The organism is Sulfuriflexus mobilis (genome assembly GCF_003967195.1).
In the GTDB taxonomy this organism is placed as follows: domain Bacteria; phylum Pseudomonadota; class Gammaproteobacteria; order AKS1; family AKS1; genus Sulfuriflexus; species Sulfuriflexus mobilis.
Genome location: NZ_AP018725.1, coordinates 1,837,917 through 1,860,628 on the forward strand (window position 1 = coordinate 1,837,917; position 22,712 = coordinate 1,860,628).

The 22,712-nt window shown below is 53.9% G+C and carries 20 protein-coding genes; 4 read left to right on the forward strand and 16 right to left on the reverse strand.

What is annotated here, in order from left to right; translation table 11 throughout:
• Nucleotides 1–87: 87 nt before the first annotated feature.
• Both ygfZ and EL386_RS09110 read left to right on the forward strand, forming a co-directional pair.
• On the forward strand, nucleotides 88–1,119 hold the full coding sequence (gene ygfZ / locus EL386_RS09105) for a CAF17-like 4Fe-4S cluster assembly/insertion protein YgfZ (RefSeq protein WP_172597682.1): 1,032 nt from the start codon (nucleotides 88–90) through the stop codon (nucleotides 1,117–1,119).
• 110 nt (nucleotides 1,120–1,229) lie between these two features.
• The gene (locus EL386_RS09110; RefSeq protein WP_232020185.1) at nucleotides 1,230–2,066 is read left to right on the forward strand and encodes an HDOD domain-containing protein; all 837 of its coding nucleotides are present in this window, start codon (nucleotides 1,230–1,232) and stop codon (nucleotides 2,064–2,066) included.
• Nucleotides 2,067–2,243: 177 nt separating this feature from the next.
• On the opposite strand, the gene lysS is transcribed toward EL386_RS09110, so the two are convergent.
• From lysS to alaC, 7 genes are all read right to left on the reverse strand, one after another.
• Nucleotides 2,244–3,737 (reverse strand): lysine--tRNA ligase, encoded by a 1,494-nt coding sequence (gene lysS / locus EL386_RS09115; protein ID WP_126455496.1) that lies wholly within the window; start codon nucleotides 3,735–3,737, stop codon nucleotides 2,244–2,246.
• A 40-nt stretch (nucleotides 3,738–3,777) separates the two neighbouring features.
• A protein-coding gene (gene prfB / locus EL386_RS09120; protein WP_126455498.1) for a peptide chain release factor 2 occupies nucleotides 3,778–4,876 on the reverse strand; the annotation gives its coding sequence in 2 pieces (ribosomal slippage) (nucleotides 3,778–4,800 and nucleotides 4,802–4,876; 1,098 coding nt in all).
• A 119-nt stretch (nucleotides 4,877–4,995) separates the two neighbouring features.
• Nucleotides 4,996–6,729 carry a single-stranded-DNA-specific exonuclease RecJ gene (gene recJ, locus EL386_RS09125; protein WP_126455500.1) on the reverse strand — a complete coding sequence of 578 codons (1,734 nt, stop codon included), beginning with the start codon at nucleotides 6,727–6,729 and terminating at the stop codon, nucleotides 4,996–4,998.
• Nucleotides 6,730–6,734: 5 nt separating this feature from the next.
• Nucleotides 6,735–7,784 (reverse strand): hypothetical protein, encoded by a 1,050-nt coding sequence (locus EL386_RS09130; protein ID WP_126455502.1) that lies wholly within the window; start codon nucleotides 7,782–7,784, stop codon nucleotides 6,735–6,737.
• 18 nt (nucleotides 7,785–7,802) lie between these two features.
• Nucleotides 7,803–8,885: a threonine synthase gene (gene thrC / locus EL386_RS09135; RefSeq protein WP_126455504.1), complete on the reverse strand. Its 1,083-nt coding sequence runs from the start codon at nucleotides 8,883–8,885 to the stop codon at nucleotides 7,803–7,805.
• Nucleotides 8,886–8,905: 20 nt separating this feature from the next.
• A complete protein-coding gene (locus EL386_RS09140; RefSeq protein ID WP_126455506.1) occupies nucleotides 8,906–10,222 on the reverse strand; it encodes a homoserine dehydrogenase in 1,317 nt (438 codons plus the stop codon).
• A complete protein-coding gene (alaC, locus tag EL386_RS09145) occupies nucleotides 10,219–11,433 on the reverse strand; it encodes an alanine transaminase (RefSeq protein ID WP_126455508.1) in 1,215 nt (404 codons plus the stop codon). The genes EL386_RS09140 and alaC overlap by 4 nt, the downstream gene beginning before the upstream one ends.
• 209 nt (nucleotides 11,434–11,642) lie before the next feature.
• Here alaC and EL386_RS09150 point away from each other — a divergent pair, with 209 nt between their 5' ends.
• Entirely contained in the window at nucleotides 11,643–12,014 is a 372-nt protein-coding gene (locus EL386_RS09150; protein WP_172597683.1) for an Mth938-like domain-containing protein, read from the forward strand.
• A 15-nt stretch (nucleotides 12,015–12,029) separates the two neighbouring features.
• Here the strand turns inward: EL386_RS09150 and EL386_RS09155 are convergent, their stop codons facing one another.
• The 5 genes from EL386_RS09155 to surE form a co-directional block, all read right to left on the reverse strand.
• Nucleotides 12,030–15,305, reverse strand: a complete 3,276-nt coding sequence (locus EL386_RS09155) for a PAS domain S-box protein (protein ID WP_126455512.1) — start codon at nucleotides 15,303–15,305, stop codon at nucleotides 12,030–12,032.
• A gap of 397 nt (nucleotides 15,306–15,702) precedes the next feature.
• A complete protein-coding gene (gene rpoS / locus EL386_RS09160) occupies nucleotides 15,703–16,770 on the reverse strand; it encodes an RNA polymerase sigma factor RpoS (RefSeq protein ID WP_126455515.1) in 1,068 nt (355 codons plus the stop codon).
• Between the two features lie 128 nt (nucleotides 16,771–16,898).
• On the reverse strand, nucleotides 16,899–17,729 hold the full coding sequence (locus EL386_RS09165) for a peptidoglycan DD-metalloendopeptidase family protein (protein WP_126455517.1): 831 nt from the start codon (nucleotides 17,727–17,729) through the stop codon (nucleotides 16,899–16,901).
• Nucleotides 17,671–18,312 (reverse strand): protein-L-isoaspartate(D-aspartate) O-methyltransferase, encoded by a 642-nt coding sequence (locus tag EL386_RS09170; RefSeq protein ID WP_197722218.1) that lies wholly within the window; start codon nucleotides 18,310–18,312, stop codon nucleotides 17,671–17,673. The genes EL386_RS09165 and EL386_RS09170 overlap by 59 nt, the downstream gene beginning before the upstream one ends.
• A gap of 17 nt (nucleotides 18,313–18,329) precedes the next feature.
• Nucleotides 18,330–19,082 (reverse strand): 5'/3'-nucleotidase SurE, encoded by a 753-nt coding sequence (surE, locus tag EL386_RS09175; RefSeq protein ID WP_126455521.1) that lies wholly within the window; start codon nucleotides 19,080–19,082, stop codon nucleotides 18,330–18,332.
• Nucleotides 19,083–19,211: 129 nt separating this feature from the next.
• On the opposite strand from surE, the gene EL386_RS09180 reads away from it, so the two are divergent.
• Complete coding sequence (locus EL386_RS09180) at nucleotides 19,212–19,757, forward strand: Smr/MutS family protein (protein WP_232020186.1); 546 nt, start codon at nucleotides 19,212–19,214, stop codon at nucleotides 19,755–19,757.
• A 255-nt stretch (nucleotides 19,758–20,012) separates the two neighbouring features.
• Here the strand turns inward: EL386_RS09180 and truD are convergent, their stop codons facing one another.
• The 4 genes from truD to ftsB are packed head-to-tail and all read right to left on the reverse strand — an operon-like array spanning nucleotide 20,013 to nucleotide 22,572.
• Complete coding sequence (gene truD / locus EL386_RS09185) at nucleotides 20,013–21,053, reverse strand: tRNA pseudouridine(13) synthase TruD (protein WP_232020187.1); 1,041 nt, start codon at nucleotides 21,051–21,053, stop codon at nucleotides 20,013–20,015.
• A complete protein-coding gene (ispF, locus tag EL386_RS09190) occupies nucleotides 21,053–21,532 on the reverse strand; it encodes a 2-C-methyl-D-erythritol 2,4-cyclodiphosphate synthase (RefSeq protein WP_197722045.1) in 480 nt (159 codons plus the stop codon). The genes truD and ispF overlap by 1 nt, the downstream gene beginning before the upstream one ends.
• Nucleotides 21,533–22,282: a 2-C-methyl-D-erythritol 4-phosphate cytidylyltransferase gene (gene ispD, locus EL386_RS09195; protein WP_126455523.1), complete on the reverse strand. Its 750-nt coding sequence runs from the start codon at nucleotides 22,280–22,282 to the stop codon at nucleotides 21,533–21,535.
• A complete protein-coding gene (gene ftsB, locus EL386_RS09200) occupies nucleotides 22,279–22,572 on the reverse strand; it encodes a cell division protein FtsB (RefSeq protein WP_126455525.1) in 294 nt (97 codons plus the stop codon). Before ftsB ends, ispD begins: the two co-directional genes overlap by 4 nt.
• Nucleotides 22,573–22,712 lie beyond the last annotated feature (140 nt).

A 22,712-nucleotide genomic window follows, 5' to 3' on the forward strand; every position in this document is an offset into this window, starting at 1 on the left:
CGCATGCCTTTGCCCGCGAGCTGCTATAATGCACATAAATTCTCAACCAGACACTTATTAACCATGCGTAGCGAATGGATAAAATTTTTGCAAAACCAACAAGCCCGCCTGGATGAGCAAGGCTGGCCTGTTTTTGCCGATGCCCACGAAGAGGCCCATGCAACAAAAACCACGACCATCATGGCCGATATGTCACCCATCGGGGTTATTCGCATCAGCGGTGAAGAGGCAACCGATTTTTTGCAGGGACAGTTCAGTAATGACATCAAACAAATCGACGAACAAAGCGCACAACTGAACAGCTACTGCTCGCCGAAGGGTCGTATCCTCGCCAGCTTCTGGCTCTATCGCCAGGATAATGCCTATTACATGCTGTTACCCGTTGATAACCTGCCGGCCATTCTCAAGCGTCTGAAAATGTATGTGCTCATGGCCAAGGTCACACTCGAGGATGTCAGTGAGGAAAACGCTTGCCTGGGGCTGGCAGGACCCGAGGCAGACAGTCTGGTGCAACAACATCTTTGTGCTACGGCCATTGAGGCTTCCGGCACCTGCCGGCATGGCGCGCTCACCCTCATACGCCTGCCAGGCAAGGCCGTACGTTACCTGCTGAGTGGACCGGTTGCCGAGATGCGGTCAGTCTGGCAAAAGCTGTCTGCCACGTGCACACCGGTTGGCTACCGTGCCTGGCAACTCCTCGATATTGAAGCCGGTCTGCCCTCCGTCTACCTGAAAAATGTTGAGGCCTTTGTGCCACAGATGATCAACCTGCATGCGATTAACGGTATCAGTTTCAAAAAAGGTTGTTACCCGGGACAGGAAATCGTCGCCCGCATGCACTACCTCGGCAAACTTAAGCGGCGTATGTACCGTGCACGGGTCGATTGTGACAACCCGCCACAAGCCGGTGATGCGCTATTTGCCCCGGACGGTGACAGTGGCCAGGGGACTGGGCGGGTGGTCATGGCCAGCCCGGCGGTAGAGGGCGGTTATGAATTACTCGCCGTGGTCCAGATCAATAGCGTCGACAACGGCGACGTCCACCTGCACAGTGCCGGTGGCCCGCTATTAAACTTTATCCCACTGGATTACCCGGTACCGCTCGAACGCGAGGCCTGAGACTTCAGGACCTAGCCCCAAATATTACTGGGAAAAACTACTGTTATTTTTCCTGTGGCGGACTAGACTATGGACAAAGAGCAATAAAAATTAAGAATCAGGAGATTAACGTGCTGTCTGCGGAAGAATTTTACTCACAGTTGATTAAAGATATTCAGAGTAATCAGCTGGTCTTACCTACACTTCCCGAGGTAGCCCTGAAAGTCCGGGATACCGTTGAAAATGAGGATGTTTCGGCCAAAGAAGTGGCTGACGTTATCAGTACCGATGCTGCGCTCTCGGCGCGACTGATCCAGGTCGCCAACAGCCCGATGTACCGTGGTAACAAGCAGATCGAGGACATACAGACCGCCGTGGCCCGACTCGGTTTTACCACCACCCGCGACATCGTTACCGGTCTGGTGATGCAACAAATGTTCCAGGCCACATCAGAAGTTACTGACAAGCGCCTGCGCCATATCTGGGAACACAGCACCCAGGTGGCGAGTATCTCTCAGGTACTTTGTTCGCAATTCACCAAGTTGAAAAAAGATCAGGCGATGTTGGCGGGTCTGGTGCATGACATCGGTGCCCTGCCGATTCTTGTCGCCGCGGAAGACATGCCGGAGCTGTTGGAGGATGAAGCAACGCTGGATAAACTCATCAAGGAACTGCACCCGCGCCTGGGCAAGATGATCCTCGAATCCTGGCACTTCCTGCCCGAGATCAGCGCGGTGGCTGCCGAACATGAAGACCTGAGCCGCAATTCTGGTGATGAGATTGATTATGTTGACCTGGTACAGGTCGCCAACCTGCAATCCTATATTGGTACCAACCACCCGCTCGCCAGCGTCAATTTTGACGACGTGCCTGCCTGCGTGAAGCTCGGACTGGGTGGTGATGTCAACGTCGTCGATATGGACGGTTTTGAAGACCTCGATGATATCCAGAAATCACTTCTGGGATAGAAATGTCATTGATGGATAAATGATGCTCATTAATAAGTCTGATTATTTTTTAAAAGCCCAACGCAGAGACGCGAAGACGCAGAGAACGCAAAGTAATTGCCCGTATTACATTCATTTTTAACTTCTCTGCGGCCTTTGCGCCTCTGCGTCTTTGCGTTGGGCCTTTAGTTCAAAACATCAATCTTCTCTATGTCGCATATGCGGGAACAACAACACGTCACGGATCGATGGTGAGTCGGTAAATAACATCACCAGGCGGTCGATGCCGATCCCCTCACCTGCCGTTGGCGGCATACCGTGCTCAAGGGCGACGACGTAATCGGCATCAAAGTGCATGGCCTCGTCATCACCGGCATCCTTTTGCAAGACCTGCTCACGGAAGCGTTCGGCCTGGTCCTCGGCATCATTCAACTCGGAGAAACCATTGGCGATCTCCCGGCCGCCGACAAAGAACTCGAAACGGTCGGTAACATGCGGGTCATTGTCATTACGCCGTGCCAGTGGCGAGACCTCGGCCGGGTAAGCGGTGATAAAGGTCGGGTCCTTGAGACGGTGTTCGACGGTTTTCTCAAATATCTCGATCTGTACCTTGCCCAGACCATAGCTGTCCTTGAGCGGGATACCGAGACCTTCGGCCACTTTACGCGCGCCATCCAGTTCAGCTATCTGTGCAGCCGTTACCTCCGGGTTAAAGTGCAGGATGGATTCGGTGACCGACATGCGCGTGAACGGTTTGCCAAAGTCATACTGCTCCCCCTGATATTCAATGACCGACTTGCCTAGCAGATCTTCGGCCAGTCCTCGCAGCAATTCTTCAGTTTGGTCCATGAGGTCGTGATATGTGGCATAGGCCTCGTAGAATTCAATCATGGTGAATTCCGGGTTGTGGCGCGTCGATAGCCCTTCGTTGCGGAAGTTACGATTGATCTCATAAACACGTTCAAAGCCACCGACGACGAGACGCTTCAGGTAAAGCTCCGGCGCAATACGCAGGTATAACTGCATATCCAGTGCATTGTGATGGGTCAGAAACGGTTTAGCCGCTGCACCACCGGGTATAGTCTGCATCATCGGCGTTTCCACCTCGAGGAAGTCACGCGCGTTAAAGAAGTTACGGATATAACTAATGATCTGCGTACGCACCTTGAAGGTGTTACGCGAGGTCTCATTCATAATCAGGTCAAGGTAACGCTGACGATAACGTGCCTCCTGGTCAACCAGGCCATGAAATTTGTCCGGCAAGGGACGCAATGCCTTGGTTAGCAGGCGCACGCTATCTACCCTGACTGACAACTCGCCCTTGTCCGTCTTCGTGAGCACGCCCTCCGCGCCAATAATGTCACCCAGGTCCCACTTCTTGAACTGCGTATTGTAGACTCCCTCAGGCAACTCATCCCTGGCAACGTACAACTGAATATCACCGGACATGTCCTTGATATGGCAGAAGCTCAACTTTCCCATAACACGCCGCGTCATCATGCGGCCGGCAACACTGGCTCGCACCGGACTGGCATCGAGTTCTTCCTTGGATTTATCACCGTACTCAGCATGTAGTTCACCTGCCATGACATCACGACGGAAATCATTCGGAAAGGCGATGCCTTCCTCGCGTAGCGAGTCCAATTTCGCCCTGCGCTGGGCAATATGTTCGTGTTCTTCGTTGTCGGCCATAGTGGTTACCGTTGAAATAAATATCAGTTCAGTTTCGTTTTTATAAGCCCTTCTTCAGGCTCGCTTCAATAAACTTGTCCAGATCGCCATCAAGCACGGCCTGGGTGTTGCCGGTTTCTACACCAGTACGCAGGTCTTTAATGCGTGACTGGTCGAGCACGTAGGAGCGGATCTGACTGCCCCAACCGATGTCAGACTTGCTGTCTTCCACAACCTGAGATTCGGCATTACGTTTTTGCATTTCCAGTTCATATAGCTTGGCCTTGAGTTGCTTCATGGCCGTGGCCTTGTTCTTATGCTGCGAGCGGTCATTCTGACATTGCACCACGGTGCCTGTAGGATTATGCGTAATTCGCACCGCCGACTCGGTACGGTTAACGTGCTGACCTCCGGCGCCACTGGCACGATAGACATCAATACGCAGGTCGGCCGGATTAATATCGATATCGATATCATCATCGACTTCCGGTGAGACGAACACCGCAGAGAAAGAGGTATGTCGGCGGTTACCGGAATCAAACGGTGATTTTCTTACCAGCCGGTGCACACCGCTCTCGGTACGCAACCAGCCAAAGGCATAGGGGCCGCTGAACTGCACGGTGGCCGACTTGATACCCGCGACTTCCCCTGCCGAGGCCTCGATGATCTCGGTCTTGAAACCGTGCTGTTCACCCCAGCGCAGATACATGCGCAGCAGCATCTCGGCCCAGTCCTGCGCCTCAGTACCACCGGAACCGGCCTGGATATCGAGAAAGGCATTGTTCGCGTCCATCTTACCGGAGAACATGCGTTGAAATTCGAGCTTGGCCAGCCCCTCTTCCTGACTGTCCAGGTCGGCGACCACCGACTCGACCGTGTCCTCGTCCTGATCGGCCTCGGCCAGTTCAAGCAGTTCCCTGGCCTCGTCGAGGGCGGCATTTAGGGTGTCGAGGGTCTCGACGACCTGCTCGAGCATGGCACGCTCACGGCCAAGGGCCTGCGCGCGCTCGGGGTCGTTCCAGATATCGGGGTCTTCAAGTTCGCGGCTGACCTCGGTCAGGCGTTCAGACTTGTTATCGTAGTCAAAGATACCCCCTAAGCTCGTCAGAGCGAAGTTGCATATCCTTGATCCGGGTATAGATGGGGTTCAGTTCCAGCATGTCGGCCAAACAGTGATTACAAAGTGCTGAATGTTACTACAGCGCGACCGATCTGACTACAAAATGCCTGTTTTAAATCGCCTTTATGGCCAGTCCGGACTATCCAGCCTTGTGTTTAATTAAGCCAGCACCTCGATGTGCTCAACCATGAGCTGTGCCGTACGCATCCCCTGGAACTCATTTACGTCGAGACGGTAGGCAAGACGCAGGCGTTCCACCCGGCTCGGCCAATCGGCGTCGGTGATATTGAAGGCGATGCCATCGATACAGGCCTGCTCGCCGGGCTTGCGTAACATGAGTTTCAGGTGCCGTTCACCAACAATACGCCGGCTGACCAGTTCAAACTCGCCATCGAAGGTCGGTTCCGGAAAGCCCTGCCCCCAGGGCCCGGCATTGCGCAGGGTCTCGGCAAACGCCAGGTTCAGCTCTGTACTGGCCAGTTCGCCGTCGCTAAGCACGACACCCTTCAGGTCCTCCTCATCGAGTTGCCGGCGCACCTCGGCATCAAAGGCCTCGCAAAAACGCCCGAACTGCGCCTCAGGCAGGCTCAGACCGGCGGCCATGGCATGGCCACCGAACTTGCTGATCAGGCCAGGATTATGCGCCGCCACGGCATCAAGGGCATCACGAATATGCAGTCCGGGGATCGAACGCGCCGAGCCTTTTAGTTCTCCGCTATCTCCCGAGGCAAAGGCGATCACCGGACGATGCAGGCGTTCCTTGACCCGCGAGGCAAGGATGCCGATCACACCCTGGTGCCAGCCCGGGTCATACAGACACACACCGACCGGCTGTTGGGCATCATCGAACTGCAGGCTGTCCAGTGCGGCAAAGGCCTGTTCGCGCATGTCCTGTTCAATGGCGCGCCGTTCATGGTTGAGGGCATCGAGTTGTTGTGCCAGTGCCAGGGCCTGCTTCGGTTCATCGGTGAGCAGACACTCGATGCCGATCGACATATCCTCCAGCCGCCCCGCCGCATTCAGGCGCGGTGCCACCGCAAAACCAAAGTCAGCGGCAACACAGGTCTGCTGATCTCGCCCGGCCACCTTCAGCAACGCCGTAATACCGGCACAGCATTTACCCTGACGAATACGTGCCAGACCCTGGGCAACAAGGATACGATTATTGCGTTCCAGTGGCACCACGTCCGCGACTGTGCCAAGGGCGACGAGATCCAGCAAGACGGCCAGGTTCGGTTCAGTAATCCCCTTGAGCGTAAATCCATCGCGCCGGCGCAACTCGGCACGCAGTGAAAACATCACATACAGGGCCACGCCAACACCGGCCAGCGACTTGCAGGGAAAGCTGTCGCCCGGCTGGTTCGGGTTCACAATGGCATCGGCCTCGGGCAACGCATCGGCGGGCAGATGGTGATCGGTCACGATCACCTGCATGCCATATTGTTTGGCGGTCCTGACTCCGGCAATACTGGAGATACCATTATCGACGGTTATCAGTAGATCTGGTTTACGTTCCGCGGCCAGTTCCACAATCTCCGGCGTCAGACCATAACCAAAGGTAAAACGGTTTGGCACCAGATAATCGACCTGCTGCGCACCGAGCATGCGCAGGGCACGCATCATCAGGGCGCTACTGGTCGCCCCGTCGGCATCAAAATCACCGACGATAACCATGCGTTTGTCCTGCATGACCGCATCGGCGAGCAGCGTGGTTGCCTCACGCATGCCGAGCAAGTCCTGATAGGGCAAAAGATTCGCCAGCGAGTAATCAAGGTCTTCGTCGGCCTTCACATCACGCGCCGCATAGATACGTGACAATACAGGGTGCTGACCCTTCATACCGAGTGTAGCGCTGGCCTCGCGACGCAGAATGGTTTTTTCAATCTGACTCATTATATTCAGGCCAATAACTCAGTTAACTGACGCGGGCGACGCCACCAACGACGCATCGTCTTGCGATTCAGGCAGAATCGTTGCCCGGCAAAATAAATCACTAACTCATCAAGCTTACCCTGCTTCATATCAGAGCATAATACCTGCAGGTAATCACGCTCGAAGCCGCTCAGGAACCGCATGAAGGCCTGTGGGTCATCACGCTCAGCCAACTCGGCAAACTCCAGCAATTGTTCCGTGTCATCAAGCACGCACTCTCCGGCTGAACCAGGCACATCGCCCACCTCTACCCGCATATACCGGGCCAGTCCCCGGCTAAAGGCCTGTTGTGTGTAGACACGGCTGAATGCACTTGAACCATATTCGGGTGACCATTTTGGAAGCTTGCCGCCACCCCAGCACCAGACGCTGTTCACCTCGGCCATAGCCGATTCGGCACGCTGTCGATTGACCTCGCTGGCCGTCATCTGCATTTGCATCTCATTCAGATAGCGCCGCCACGTCGCTTGCTCTGGGCCCACTGGTAAAAAGTGTAAAATATTTCGCGCCAATACCTTGTCTAACGGGGTGAAACTGACATCCGGGGCTTGCCGACAACGCAGGTACCAATGCTCGTGTGTGCCGACAATAAACTCGAGAGCATCTTCACGAAAGAGTTGATTCAGTTCTTCAACCAACTGCCTGGCCTGCGCGGGGGTAGGGGAAAATGACTCGCCACTAAACAACAACAAGTGGTCCAGGTCCGGGTGCAGGTGCACAGGATCAGCACACAACCAATAAGCCTCATCGGCAGGTTGCAATCCATCTGCCAGGGCACGCAGGGCGGCAACAGGTGGAGAAGTCTGCACCTCACCGCTTAACAGGTAAAAAACCAGGCTATGCCTGTCGGTGACAGGCATGGCCATTTTATCTGCGCGCGCAAGGAGCTTATGGAAAAGATTCAGCGGTTCACTGGCCTGCTCGGCGCAGGCCTGAAGATACTGGAGAAACTCAGGATTTTCATCGGGCAGCGACGGCAAGACAAGGCTTAGCCGGGATGACGTCACTATCCGCATAGGAGAATATGCCCCCGTCTAGTCTTCCATATTATCGAGGATGGCAGACTTCACCGCACCCAGTGTCGCATCAACTGTGATCAAGGCACGTGTGCTTTGCTTGATGGCCGTGTCCGGGTCTTTCAGGCCGTGGCCGGTCAGGGTACAGACGACCTTGCTGCCTTCCGGTATCTTGCCACTATTGATATCGCGCAGGGCACCGGCCAGCGAAGTGGCCGAGGCCGGTTCACAGAACACACCCTCCTTCTCGGCGAGCAATTTCTGTGCAGCGAGGATCTCTTCGTCCGTACACTCGTCAAACCAGCCATCGGATTCTTCTCTTACTACCCAGGCCTTGTCCCAACTCTGCGGGTGGCCAATACGAATCGCTGTAGCAACCGTCTCCGGATTATCCACCATTTCGCCGCGCATGAACGGTGCGGAACCGGCGGCCTGATAGCCGACCATGCGCGGGCGGTTATTGACCACGCCATGTTCAAAGTATTCGCTGTAACCCATCCAGTGGGCAGTGATATTACCGGCATTACCGACGGGCAGGCAATGGAAGTCCGGGGCACACTCGAGTTCTTCAACGATCTCAAAGGCGGCGGTCTTCTGGCCTTGCAGGCGGTATGGGTTGATGGAGTTAACGATCGTTACCGGTGCCTCTTCAGCAACCTCTTTCACCAGTTGCATACCTTCATCAAAGTTACCCTTGATCTGGATGACAACGGCACCGTGCATCATGGCCTGTGAGAGTTTACCGAGGGCAATCTTGCCTTCCGGAATCAGCACAAAGGCGGTAATACCAGCGCGCGCGGCATAGGCGGCGGCCGCCGCCGATGTATTACCCGTTGAGGCGCAAATGATCGCCGTACTACCTTCCTCCACGGCCTTGGTCACGGCCATGGTCATACCACGATCTTTAAACGAGCCGGTTGGGTTCAGACCCTCATACTTGACGTAAATATCAACATCCTTACCTATCTCACGCGGGATATTATTAAGGCGGATTAGTGGCGTATTGCCTTCGCCGAGACTGATCAGGCGGGTATCATCCGAGACCGGCAGACGGTCGCGGTACTTATTAATGAGTCCGGTATAACGTGGTCGAAATGGCATGTTGCTTACTCCGTTTTAATTCAGTCGGCGTCAAGGGTTTCCAGGCGAATACGTACGACTTCACCATGAATACTATCGAGCGCCTCAATTTGCGCTATCGCTGCGTTCATCTGCTTCTCACGAATACGGTGGGTCAACAGGATAATCGGCACACTGATCTCATCCAGTGCCGCTTCTTTTTGCAAAATGGCTTCAATACTGATGCCAGCCTCTCCAAGGATGCGTGTAATATCGGCGAGCACGCCCGGCTTATCATTGGCCTGCAGGCGCAAGTAATAGGCTGTTTCGACCTGCTCCATCGGCAGGATCGGTGTATCCGACAGGGCATCCGGCTGAAAGGCCAGGTGAGGAACACGGTTCTCCGGGTCGGCGGTCATGGCACGCACAACATCGACGAGGTCAGCGACTACGGCAGAGGCAGTCGGGTCGGCACCGGCACCGGCACCGTAGTACAGGGTTGGGCCGACGGCATCACCCTTGACGAGAATGGCATTCATGACGCCATCAACATTTGCGATCAGGCGACGTTGCGGGATCAGGGTCGGGTGCACACGCAGTTCAATACCCTCTGCGGTACGGCGCGAGAGTCCCAGGTGTTTGATGCGGTAACCGAGTTGACCGGCATAATCGACATCTTCACGGGTAATGTGGCTGATACCCTCGGTGTAGGTGCTTTCAAACTGCAACGGGATACCAAAGGCGATCGAGGCAAGAATAGTCAGCTTGTGCGCGGCATCGATACCCTCGACGTCAAAGGTCGGGTCGGCCTCGGCATAACCGAGTTTTTGTGCCTCGGCCAGTACATCCGCAAAGTCACGGCCCTTGTCACGCATCTCGGTGAGGATAAAGTTACCGGTGCCATTGATGATCCCGGCCAGCCACTCAATGCGGTTACCGGCCAGGCCTTCACGAATCGCCTTGATAATGGGAATGCCACCGGCCACGGCGGCCTCGAAGGCGACCATGACACCCTTGTCCTGTGCGGCCTTGAAGATTTCATTACCGTGCAGGGCAATCAGCGCCTTGTTGGCAGTGACAACATGTTTGCCATTGTTAATGGCCTGCATCACCAGTTCCCGCGACAGGTCATAACCACCAATTAACTCCACCACGACATCGACATCCGGGTCGTTAACCACATCCATCGGTACCGTAGTCAGCTTGATACCCTCGGTCGAACAATTTCGTGGGGCATCAAGATTACGTGCCGCGGCGTGGGTGACAACGATGCCACGTCCGGCACGACGCGTAATTTCCTGGGCATTGCGAGCGAGTACATTGACTGTGCCACTACCTACCGTACCCAGGCCTAGCAGGCCGACATTAACCGGATTCAAAGTTCTTCTCCTACTGCTGCCGCTTGCAGCACATTATCTTTTCTAAACATGTTACGCAGACCGCGAATGGCCTGGCGTGTGCGGTGTTCATTTTCAATCAGGCTGAAGCGCACGTGGTCATCACCGTACTCACCAAAACCAATCCCTGGCGATACCGCGACCTTGGCCTCTTCGAGTAATTTCTTCGAGAATTCGAGCGACCCCATGGCCTTGTATGGTTCCGGGATCGGCACCCAGACAAACATGGTCGCCTTGGGTTTTTCGACGTGCCAGCCAATCGCATTCAGGCCCTCGCAGAGGACATCACGACGGTTCTGATACATATCACAAATCTCTTTGACGCAATCCTGTGGGCCTTCCAGGGCATGGATCGCGGCAACCTGGATCGGCGTAAACATGCCGTAGTCATGATAAGACTTCATGCGCGCCAGGGCCGCAACCAGTTTCGGGTTGCCCGCCATGAAACCGACACGCCAGCCTGGCATGTTGTAGGTCTTAGAGAGCGAATAAAACTCAACAGCGACATCCTTTGCGCCCGGTACTTCAAGGATCGACGGTGCCTTGTAACCATCAAAGACGATCTCGGCATAGGCGATATCGTGAACGACCCAGATCTCATGTTCGCGGGCGATCGCGATCACCTTCTCGAAAAAGTCGAGTTCAACACAACCGGTGGTCGGGTTACCGGGGAAGTTCAGAACCAGCATCTTCGGCTTCGGCCAGGTATTCTTGATCGCGGTTTCAAGCTCGGTGAAAAAGTCGACGCCCGGCACCAGTGGCACATGGCGGATATCGGCGCCGGCGATGACAAAACCATAGGTATGAATCGGGTAACACGGGTTGGGCACAAGTACCGCATCGCCAGGCCCGACGGTGGCCAGCGCCAGGTGTGCGAGGCCCTCCTTGGAACCGATAGTGACGATGACCTCGGACTCGGGGTCGAGGTCGACATCATATTTACCCTTGTACCAGCTGGCCAGCGCCCGACGCAGGCGCGGGATGCCACGTGACATGGAATAACGATGGGTGTCCTTGCGCTGGGTGGCCTCAACCATCTTGTCGACGATGTGCTGGGGTGTGGCCTGGTCCGGATTACCCATCCCAAAATCGATAATGTCCTCGCCACGGGCTCGCGCCTTGGCCTTCAACTCATTGACGATATTGAAGACATAGGGAGGTAAGCGCTTGATTCTGGGGAAATCTTCTTCCACGTCGGTGTACTCGTAAGGCCGTTTTCGGCACTGGTTCAGTAAATAAAGCCGGCGAAGATACGAGCCGGCTGCCCGCTTGTCAATCTGAGGCCGGCAAAACCGGTATCAGTACAAAATTTGCGAGGAAATATAACATGATGCGTGCTTTTACGCACTCCTGAGCAGGGCTAATTTTGACTGCAAACCGGTCCCGGGCTAGCATGCTGCTCATGAAACTGCATCAACACAGCCGCGCAGAGCACTATGCGATACGCGCCTACACCGATACCAGTATCACCATCAACGATGAGGTCTTTACCCGTCCACTGCTGGTGACGGCAGATATCCTGTTGCCTGACTGGGCAGTGACCGGCTTTGATGCACTGCAAGCCTCACACTTCAACGCCCTTAATGCACTGGATATCCAAATCCTGCTGCTCGGCACGGGCAGGCAGCAACGCTTCCCTTCTCCTCGCCTGCTGCTGGGCCTGCAGGAACGTGCTATTGGTACCGAGGTCATGAGTACCCCGGCGGCCTGCCGTACCTATAATATCCTGCTCGCCGAGGGCCGCAGCGTGGCAGCTGCATTGCTGATTGAGTAGTCCCGGTCTCTGGGGCTAGGCGGCATTGATCACCTCATTGATGACCTCGGCGAGTTTCATGTTGCTGGTCGAGGATTTGGCCAAGACCGCATTGACTTTTTTAGAAATCTCCTCATTCACATCATAGGCAGAAAAGATGACAACCCTCGGTGGTGGTAATTGCCGTTCGATCACTTCGAGCAGGTCGAGTCCGGAGCCATCCGGCAAGCCTATATCCAGCAACACCAGGTCAAAGTGCTCTTTCTCGATAACCTCTTCCGAGGCACCGAACGTCGTCGTCCAGGTCAATTCACAATGGTTCTGCAGTATGCCCTTCACCACCTCATGAATATCCGCCTCATCCTCGACATGTAATACACTCGGCACACCACAGGGCCCGGCGGCCAGCTGAACCGCCTCAATCAAACGTTTATGATCAATCGGCTTTTGCAACCAGTCTGAAACACTCAGCGCCGCACCACTGAGACCACGCCTGGCCTCATCGGCCTTTACCGAAACCACCACAATGGGGATATGGCGGGTAGCTTCATTTTCACGCAATTCATTCATAAATGACACACCATCCAGACCAGGCAAAATAAGATCCATGGTAATGACCCGGTATTGATTGAGGTTATGACTCAGCAGGCGCCTCGCCTCTGCTGCATCGTAAGCGACATCACAGTTAAAACCTTCTTCTGCCAGCATTCGCCGCATTAATGCGGCAATATCATGATCGTCTTCAACTATGAGAACGCAGGCACCTTTAGTGGCATCAAGTTGCCTTGGGGCCTCAACGCTGCTATTGATTTCGTCACTGCTTAATTCGGGCAAATCGACAAAAAAGGTCGTGCCAATACCCATTTCACTGACAAAGTCGATTTCACCGCCATGCTTCTCAATAATTATCTTGCTGATGCTCAGGCCAAGTCCTGTGCCGCCTTTCTTACGCGTGGTTGATGTGTCTGATTGCGTAAACTGATCAAATAACTTGTCCTTGAATTCTTCAGGTATGCCCTCGCCGTGATCCGTCACAGAGATACGAAGGCGATCATTATGACGAGCCATACTGATTTCTATGACATCACCTTCCGGCGAGAACTTTGCCGCATTCGAAATCAAGTTGGCCATTACCTGCATTAACCGGTCTTTATCTGCATAGACCCTGGCTCCATCAATACTCTTGACCAGGCGGATGCTTGCATGATGCTCCCTGGCATAGGTTTCATTATCTCTCACCACCTGCTCAAGAAAGGCCGTCAGGGGTATATTCAGGAACTTAAAGGCGATTTTCCCAGATGTAATCTTCTGCATATCGAGAATGTCATTGATCAATATCAGCAAGCGTTCGGTGTTATTGGTGGCGATCTTCAGCATATCCATGGCTTTCGGTGGTAATTCACCAACAACCCCGGCGGTCAACAAACCAAGTGAACCACGAATCGCGGTCAGAGGCGTGCGCAATTCGTGACTAACCGTGGAGACAAATTCATTTTTCATCGTCTCGATACGTTTGCGTTCAGTAATGTCACGTACGATACCAATAAACGTACGTCGGCCATCGATGCTCATTTCACTTACGGCCAGATCCATTGGAAAGACACTGCCATCCTTTCGTAGTCCCTCGACTTCACGGCCAATGCCAATAACCTTCCTCTCGCCTGTGCTCAAGTAATGATGCAGGTAACCATCATGTTGGGTTTTATAGGGTTCAGGCATCAGCATATTCACGTTGTTACCGATAATGTCATCCGCAGCGTAGCCAAAAATAAGCTCTGCAGCATGATTGAGGCTGCGGACAACACCCTTATCATCAATCGTCACAATACCATCAATAATATTCTCAAGGATTGTGCGTTGACGAGTTTCCGAGTTAAGCAGCGCCAGCTCAGCTTGCTTGCGCTTACTGATATCGCGGACAATACCCGTAAAGTAACGCTTCCCTTCTAACCGCATCTCACTAACCGCAAGTTCGAGAGGGAAAATTGTGCCGGACTTACGCCTGCCCTCCACTTCACGTCCTCTGCCAATCATATTGTCCTCGCCGGTTTCCATATATCGGCGCAGATAATCATCATGCTCTTTAGCATAGCGTTCTGACATCAGTATTTTTATATTTTTACCCAGCACTTCCTCAACAGAATATTCAAAGACCTTCTCTGCAGCATGGTTGAAGTTATGAATACTCCCCTTGTTGTCTATCACGATCACAGCATCTGCAACCGTTTCAAATATGGAACGCTGCAGTGTCTCTGATGAAGCCAGATCGTCTCTGGCATTGGCGATCTCAACAAAGACACGTCGGTTTCTTCTGTAGAGATAGAGAATAAGAACAATGAAAACCATAACGGTCAGCGCCATCGCCAGCACTATGATCGCCAGCACGCGACGTTTTTCAGCTACCCGCTCATTCAGCAAATCAACCAGCTCAATATGAGCGACACGCCTCAACTCTGATATATCTTCAATAAGCGCCGTGCCAGAACGGAAATATTTTCTCGCTTCAGAGATTCCGCGTTGATTACTCGCGACGTAGCTATTTTCGTTTACCCGGGACAACAAATACAGAATGCGCTCAGAAAATCCCTTGTCCTCTTGCAAGGAATGACTGATCAGGTGCTTGATTTCTCGTTCGACCAGGTGCATTTCACGAATCAAGAGTTTTGAATTATGTTGCAGATACTCCTTTGCCTGCTCAGGCTGTCGAGAGACTTGCATGGCACTTGAAGATAGATCACGTATAGTCGCCACTTGCTCGGATAATGCAGGTAATTGATGAACTAACAAATTAACCAGATGATGACCCTTTAAAGTAGGGTCGACGGTCAATCGTGAATTAGCCGCCACCTCGAACATCATGTCTGTCAGTACATTGATTAATGTGGTGTAGGTGTTATACGCGGTGAACGCATGCTCGACACGGTTATCGCTTGTCTCCAGGTGGTTAAATTTATCGAGCAGCACATGCAGTTGCTCGCGAGCATAGGTGTTGTTTGCCGACTTATTGTTGATATTCAGTTTTATAATGGCACGAAACTGTTCTATCAGGGATTCGAGCTCCGCGTCATTACTATGATCGCCGCCTGTTTTCAGGAGTGTCAGCCCACGAATACCCTGCAGAACCTTGATGGCCTCGGCAAGTGTATAAAGCTCCTGCAAGCCCTCAGCTTCTTCAAGAGTCAGTTCGATATCACCCCGGAATTCCTCAATAGTCAGGTAGCTTGCGGCCCCGATAAGCAACATAGGGATAGCGAGCAGCAACATATAATGCCAGGGCTTGAGCGGGTTGCTCTTTGAGCTGACTGCCTGCATATTCTTATTCTTAGTCTTAGTCTCTGTATAGAATTCAGACACCACATACCCTCATTATTGACGCACTAACTTGCACCACACAGTCCGTCTAGTCAATTACCCTATAATACCTTTATAAATATACTCTATATGGATCAGATAGCAGAGACAAAAAACGGCAGCCGAAGCTGCCGTTTTTTAGCCGTTAACAGCTTGAGTTTATATCTTGAATTGACTGATCAGTGACTATAACTGACTGGCCGTCGTGGTCTGCTCGGCAGCCCTCAGAAACCTGATTAATATTAATGATGTTGCGGTTCATCTCTTCAGTAACTGCACTCTGTTCCTCGGCAGCAGTGACGATGTAATCTAGTCAACTATTCAATCAATTAGAACAGAGGGAGCATTAGGTGGAGACTCAATCTTCGCGGAACAGGGCATCCAGGGAATAACCATCACGCTCGAGCACCTCACGCAGTCGCTTGAGTGCCTCGATCTGAATCTGGCGGACGCGCTCGCGGGTCACGCCGATTTCATTACCGACCTCTTCGAGGGTGGAGATTTCATAACCATGCAGACCGAAACGACGCTCGACGACTTCACGCTGTTTGTCATTCAGCTGGTTTAACCAGTCATCAAGGTGGCTCCTGACATCGTCACTTTGCAACACGCTGGCGGGGTCATTTTTACCTTCATCTGGAATGGAGTCGATAACGGCGGTATCTGAACCTCTGCCCATAGGAGTATCTACCGAGGTCACGCGTTCATTGAGGCCCATCATGCGTTTCACATCCTCAATGGGCTTATCGAGCAGACGGGCCACCTCTTCCGGGCTCGGCTCATGACCCAGTTCCTGAGTAAACTGGCGTGCTGCCCGCAGATATACATTCATTTCCTTGACAACATGAATCGGCAGACGGATCGTTCGGGTCTGGTTCATAATCGCACGCTCGATGGTTTGCCGAATCCACCAGGTCGCATAGGTTGAAAAACGAAAACCACGCTCGGGGTCGAACTTTTCCACGGCGCGAATCAGGCCAAGATTGCCCTCTTCAATCAGGTCGAGTAGAGGCAGGCCACGATTCATATAACGACGCGCAATCTTGACCACCAGGCGCAGGTTGCTCTCGATCATACGTTTGCGCCCGGCCTCAATGCCCTTTTGCGCCATGCGCGAGTAGTACACTTCCTCTTCGGCGGTTAGCAGCGGCGAGGCACCGATTTCACTCAGGTACAGCCGGGTGGCGTCGGCATCACCGCCCCGACCAGCAGCAGATGCAGATTTAGCCTTAGCCTTAGCCTTCTTTTTCGTGCCACCTTTAACCGGGACATCAGGATTACCCGCCTCATCCTCCGCGAAGCTTAATGAGGCTTCATCGGCAACATCCGTTTCATCGACAGGTTCATCCCTATCATCAGCCGCTAATATAGCTGCCTCCTTGGCCAATTTGGGTTCCGACTCAACACTTGACTTCTTGCGTGGCATGAACGTCTCCTTCTAGCTTTCCAACTGTCTGCCTTCGCTATCCATAATTCCTCAGAAGGCGGCAGTATTTATCGTACTTGTTATATTGTTATCGTACGTGACAAGGATTTCTACAGCCCATTTAGCCTCTAACTGCGACGCTTTGGCAAATAGCTCATCGGGTTAACGGGGTTGCCTTCCCGACGGATCTCAAAGTGCAGCTTGACGCGGTCCGCTCCGCTACGTCCCATTTCGGCAATCTGTTGTCCCGTTTTAACCGTATCGCCTTCCTTAACCAATAACTTTCTATTATGTGCGTAGGCACTTAAATAGCGTTCATTATGTTTGACGATAATAAGCTTTCCATAACCCCGAAGTCCACTGCCACTATAGACCACTTTTCCGGCGCTGGCGGCGGTTACTGCCTGCCCCAGACGCCCAGCGATATCAATGCCCTTGCGGGTACTCGACTGGCTGGAGAAGGTTTCGACCACCTTTCCCTGTGTTGGCCAGCGCCAGCGTACTGTACCGGTATTTTTACTACTTTCGGGGCGAGATGTTTTCTCTGTTTTGCTACGTGTTGCTGGTTTGGCTGTCGTCCGTGTTACCGTGCGGGGACTTTGTGTCGACTTGCGTGTGCTACGCGTCGCAGGGCCGGTAGTACCCGCGAGTTTGAGTTTTTGTCCGACATAAATGGTATAGGGATGCTTAATACGGTTACGACGTGCCAGTGTCCGATAATCCTGTCCATACTGGAAGGCAATCGAGTAAAGGGTTTCACCACGCGTGACCGTGTGATTGACAGGTGACCAGCGACTGCCCTTGGCATGTTTGCTGACCGGAGCCACGACGACATCGCCGCCACAGCCCGACAACACCAGCCCCATCAGGAGCAAAGTGAACCATAATGCTTGTCTTGCCTTAACCGAGACCACCACGCAACGGCACAAAGCTGACCAGATCGATTGTCTTTGAGTCATAACCATCATGGGTGCGGGTTACCACGAGCAATTGCTGCCGGCCCTGTTCCCCTACCGGGATCACGAGTCGCCCGCCGACCGAAAGTTGGTCATAAAGCGGCTTGGGCACCTGCGGCGGTGCGGCAGTCACAATGATACCGTCATAAGGTCCGTAATCATCCCAGCCCCAGTTGCCATCACTGTGTTTGAGGCGAATATTGCGCAGCCCCAGTTCCTGAAAACGTGTCCTCGCCTGCTGCATCAGGGCATCGATACGCTCAACGCTATATACCTGTTCCACCAGACGCGCCAGGATCGCCGTCTGATAACCCGAACCGGTACCGACCTCGAGGACCTTCCTGGGTAACTCACCCTCACCGAGCAAGGCCTCGGTCATACGCGCAACGATATAGGGCTGGGAAATGGTCTGACCCTGGCCGATCGGCAGGGCGGTATCTTCGTAGGCGCGACTCGCCAACGCCTCTTCAATAAAAATATGCCGTGGTGTACTGCGCATGACCTCGAGCACCGACTCGTTGCGGATGCCCTGCTCGCGGAGGCGCTCGATCAGGCGATCACGGGTGCGCTGCGAGGTCATACCGATACCCTGGTGACGATCGATCATGCCGACAGGCCCTCCAGCCAGCTGGCGACCTTTTCCAGGGTCGGGTAACTGGTCATGTCGATCTTCAGCGGGGTGATAGAGATCATCTCATGGGCAACGGCATGAAAATCGGTACCCGGCCCGGCATCGGCATGTTCACCCGGTGGGCCAACCCAATAGATGCTACGCCCGCGCGGGTCCTTTTCACGGTAAACGGGTTCGGACTTGTGACGATGCCCCAGGCGCGTCGCCTCAAAGCCCTTAATCGCCTCCCACGGCAGGTCCGGCACATTGATGTTGAGGATGGTATCCGCCGGCAAGGGGTCATGGCTCAGGCGCTCGATGATCGCCAGCACAGCGCGGGCCGCCGACGCATAGTGTTCGAGGTTTTCCCCCACCAGGGAGACGGCAATGGCCGGTGCCCCCAAAAAGCGCCCTTCCACCGCGGCGGCCACGGTCCCGGAATACAGTACATCGTCACCCATATTGGCGCCGGCATTGATCCCGGCCACGACCATGTCCGGTTCCTCTGCGAGCAGGCCGGTGATCGCCAGGTGCACACAGTCGGTCGGCGTACCGTCAACACTGATGAAGCCATCTGCCATGGTCGTGGCCCGGATCGGATTGTCCAGGGTCAGGGAATTACTCGCGCCGCTACGGTTCCTGTCAGGGGCGACCACGGTCAGTTCGGCCTGGCCGCGCAGGGCCTCGTACAAACAGCGAATACCCGGGGCCTGGTAGCCATCGTCATTACTAATCAAAATACGCATATCGTTCAGGATAGCCGGGCTCGTTTATGTTATAAAGACAATCACTTATATTATGATTCTAATACAAATTAGAATCACCTGAACAGCATGGCTCCGTGCATGGCTGTGCCGGCTTGGATAGTGACCATTATGCCTGAGAAACCGAAAATTTCCGATGCCGAGCGACAGCTGTTTCGTGACAAGCTCAAAGACGTGCGGCCACTGGAGCAAAAACACCACTACCAGGCACCACGGCCGAAGATTAAGCCAATACCCCGTCAACGCATCGCCGACGAGCGACAGGTACTCGATGAGATGTTTTCCGATGATTTTCGCCCCGAGGACGTCGAGACCGGCGAGGAACTGCTGTTTAGCCGCGCCGGCCTGCAAACCCGGCTTATGCGCCAGTTACGCCGGGGCCAGCTCAGTATCCGTGCCGAACTCGACCTGCACGGTTATACCGTCCTCGAGGCACGCCAGGCGATGACCGAGTTCCTGCATGACAGCCTGCGTCATGGTGACCGCTGTGTGCGTATCGTCCACGGCAAGGGTTTTGGCTCGAAACAGAAGTTGCCCGTGCTGAAAAACAAGGTCAATGCCTGGCTGCAGCAACGTGATGAGGTGCTGGCCTTTTGCTCGGCCCGCCCCGTCGATGGTGGCACCGGTGCGCTGTATGTGCTACTGAAACGTCTTTAGTAAAGATCAACAGCCCAACGCAGAGTCGCGAAGACGCAGAGGTTCGCAAAGAAAACAAATATAAGTAAGGGCAGCTTATCTTTAATTCGGCTGAAGGTTGTATTCGAAATAAAACTAACAATGAACTCGGTTTTTCTATCTTTTACACCCTCTGCGTTCTTTGCGTCTTCGCGCGATGTTCAGGATGAATGAGTGTCGCGAAGTGCATGGACGCACGAGAGCGACCCTCTGCGTTGGGCTTTTAAATAAAAACGTTCAACTCTCGACGATCTCGCGCAGCACGGCCGTGGCGAAACAACCCGCCGGCAGGCTAAATCTCAGCACCAATGTCTTATCCGCATATTCCCACTGCAGGTCTTCCGGTATCAGACGCAGGCTGCGACGTTCCATTTTCAGCCCGGCCTTTTCCAGGCCCACACACCAGTCTGCCAGACCCGCCAGCGCGGCCTTCTCCAGTTCAAGCGCCTGCCCCTGACTGGGTAGTTCACCCTTGCCCCATAATGGCCCGCTGGGGTGGATCGCCTGCGCCTGCAAGCGCTGCCGGAGTTCATCATCAACCGAATCGGTCGCAAAAAAACCCCGACTACCGGTACGCATACAGACCTCGCCATCGAGCAACTGATCCCAGTTACCCTCACCCACACGTTGAGACAGGACCTTATTGAATAACATTGAACGCACGGCAGACAGATAGAGACTGCGTTGTTCACGCTTGACGCGGCGGCCGGCAAACATCTCCAGCGCGCGCTCAAGATTCGACCCACCACGCCCAAAACGCTGGCTACCGAAATAATTGGGCACACCCTGTCCGGCGATTTGCTGCAGGCGCGCCTCCAGCGGCCCGGCATCGACCTCAAATTCACGTACGCTGATCTGAAAACGGTTCCCCGCCAGGGTGCCGCGGCGCAACTTGCGGCCATTACGCACGACCTCAAGGACCTGCACCGCGTCACTATTCAGTTGTTGCCAGTCAGGGTCGGCAACACCCGGCAAGTAAACACTGAACCATTGTGTCGTTAGCGCATAGCGATCCTTCATACCGGCATAACTGACATCACGCCGTGTTACACCGGCCAGCGTTGCCAGTTGTCGAGCGATGTCTTCGGTATTCAGGCCACGTTTACGGATATGCAGGCAGGCGTGTTCACCTTCGCCGGTGAATTCTACTGACGCTAATTCGTCGACAATAAAATCTTCCGGTTGCTGGCGTATAGAGCCCTTACCCAAGGGCCCCCCATGGGCACAGGCTGGCTGCAAGGCGACTTGCAGGATGGCGGACAAATCTGGCATGGACATCAGCGACTGGTGAGTAAGGCGATGGCCTGTGCGGCGATACCTTCGCCACGGCCGGTGAACCCCAGCTTCTCCGTCGTCGTGGCCTTGACGTTAACGCAATGCATTTCAACCGCGAGGTCAGCGGCAATGTGCGCACACATGATATCGATAAAAGGTGCGAGCTTTGGCCCCTGTGCTATGACAGTGCAATCCAGGTTACCCAGGACATAGTCTTCCTGCTGCACACGCCGATACACTTCACGTAATAACTCACGACTGTCGGCGCCGGCGTATTGCGGGTCGGTATCAGGGAAATGTCGACCAATGTCACCGAGGGCCGCGGCACCGAGCAAGGCATCACAGATGGCATGCAATAACACATCGGCATCGGAGTGACCGGCCAGTCCTTTGCTATAAGGTATATCCACGCCGCCGAGGATCAGCTTCCTGTCCTCAGCAAAGGCATGTACATCAAAGCCCTGTCCAATCCGCATTGTCATTCAGCCATCATCCGCCATCAGGCCGTCATAGTCACTGGCCGCCTCGTCACTGATAGATGCCAGGTAGAAATCAGCCAGTGCCAGGTCCTCGGGGCGGGTGATCTTGATATTGTCGCCATGCCCTTCCACAACCAATGGGCTATAACCGGCATGTTCCATCGCCGAGGCCTCATCGGTAACCAGCACACCTTCATCGATGGCCTTCTCAAGCGCTTCGCGCAACATGCCAATGTGAAACATCTGCGGCGTCAGGGCGTGACAGAGTCGCTCCCGGTCAACCGTATCTTCGATAATGCAGGCGACATCGACACGTTTTAAGGTATCACGTACCGGCACGGCGAGGATCCCGCCCTGCGGGTGTTGCGCCATCGTGATCATGAGCTTATCGAGGTCTTCTCGACGCAGGCAGGGGCGTGCCGCATCATGGACCAGTACCCAGTCGGAATCGCGGGTTTTGTCTTTGAGAAAATTCAGCGCATTCAGCACGGAATGGCAACGCTCAGCGCCGCCATTGACAGTATAAAGTGGTTTGTCGGTATTCACCTTCAGCGTTGGCCAAACGTCATCATCTTCGGCTATGGCAACGACAATACCGTGAATACGCGGGTGATGGGTGAAGTGGGCAAGGGTCTGCTCAAGTACAGTCTTGCCCTGTAGTTCGAGATATTGTTTGGGACAGTCAGCCTGCATACGGCTGCCGACGCCGGCAGCGGGGATCACAACCCAGAAAGTTTGTTCGGTAACCGTCATTTCCCTGCGTCAGCCTCTTCTTCCACAATAACTTGAAAAAATGTCTCGTCCTTTTTTACCATGCCCAGTTCATTACGGGCGCGCTCTTCGATTGCGGCCAGGCCCTGTTTAAGGTCCTGCACCTCGGCCTCCAGGGCCGCATTACGTTCCTGTAATTGCTTATTCTCATCTTTCTGCGCATTAATCTGCTGGCGCAACTGCCAGATCTCAGCCAGGCTATCGTCACCAAACCACAGTGTGAGCTGTAGTGTGACCAATAGCAAAACAAGAAAAATACTGAGCCATTTCATTATCTGCGCCCAAATAAACTAAAGAATTTGACGCAAAGAGCGCAAAGGCGCAGAGGCCGCAGAGGAAGATAAATAAAAGAACTTTATATCCATAAATCCCTTTGCGTCCTCTGCGCCTTTGCGAGCTCCGCGTTAATCCT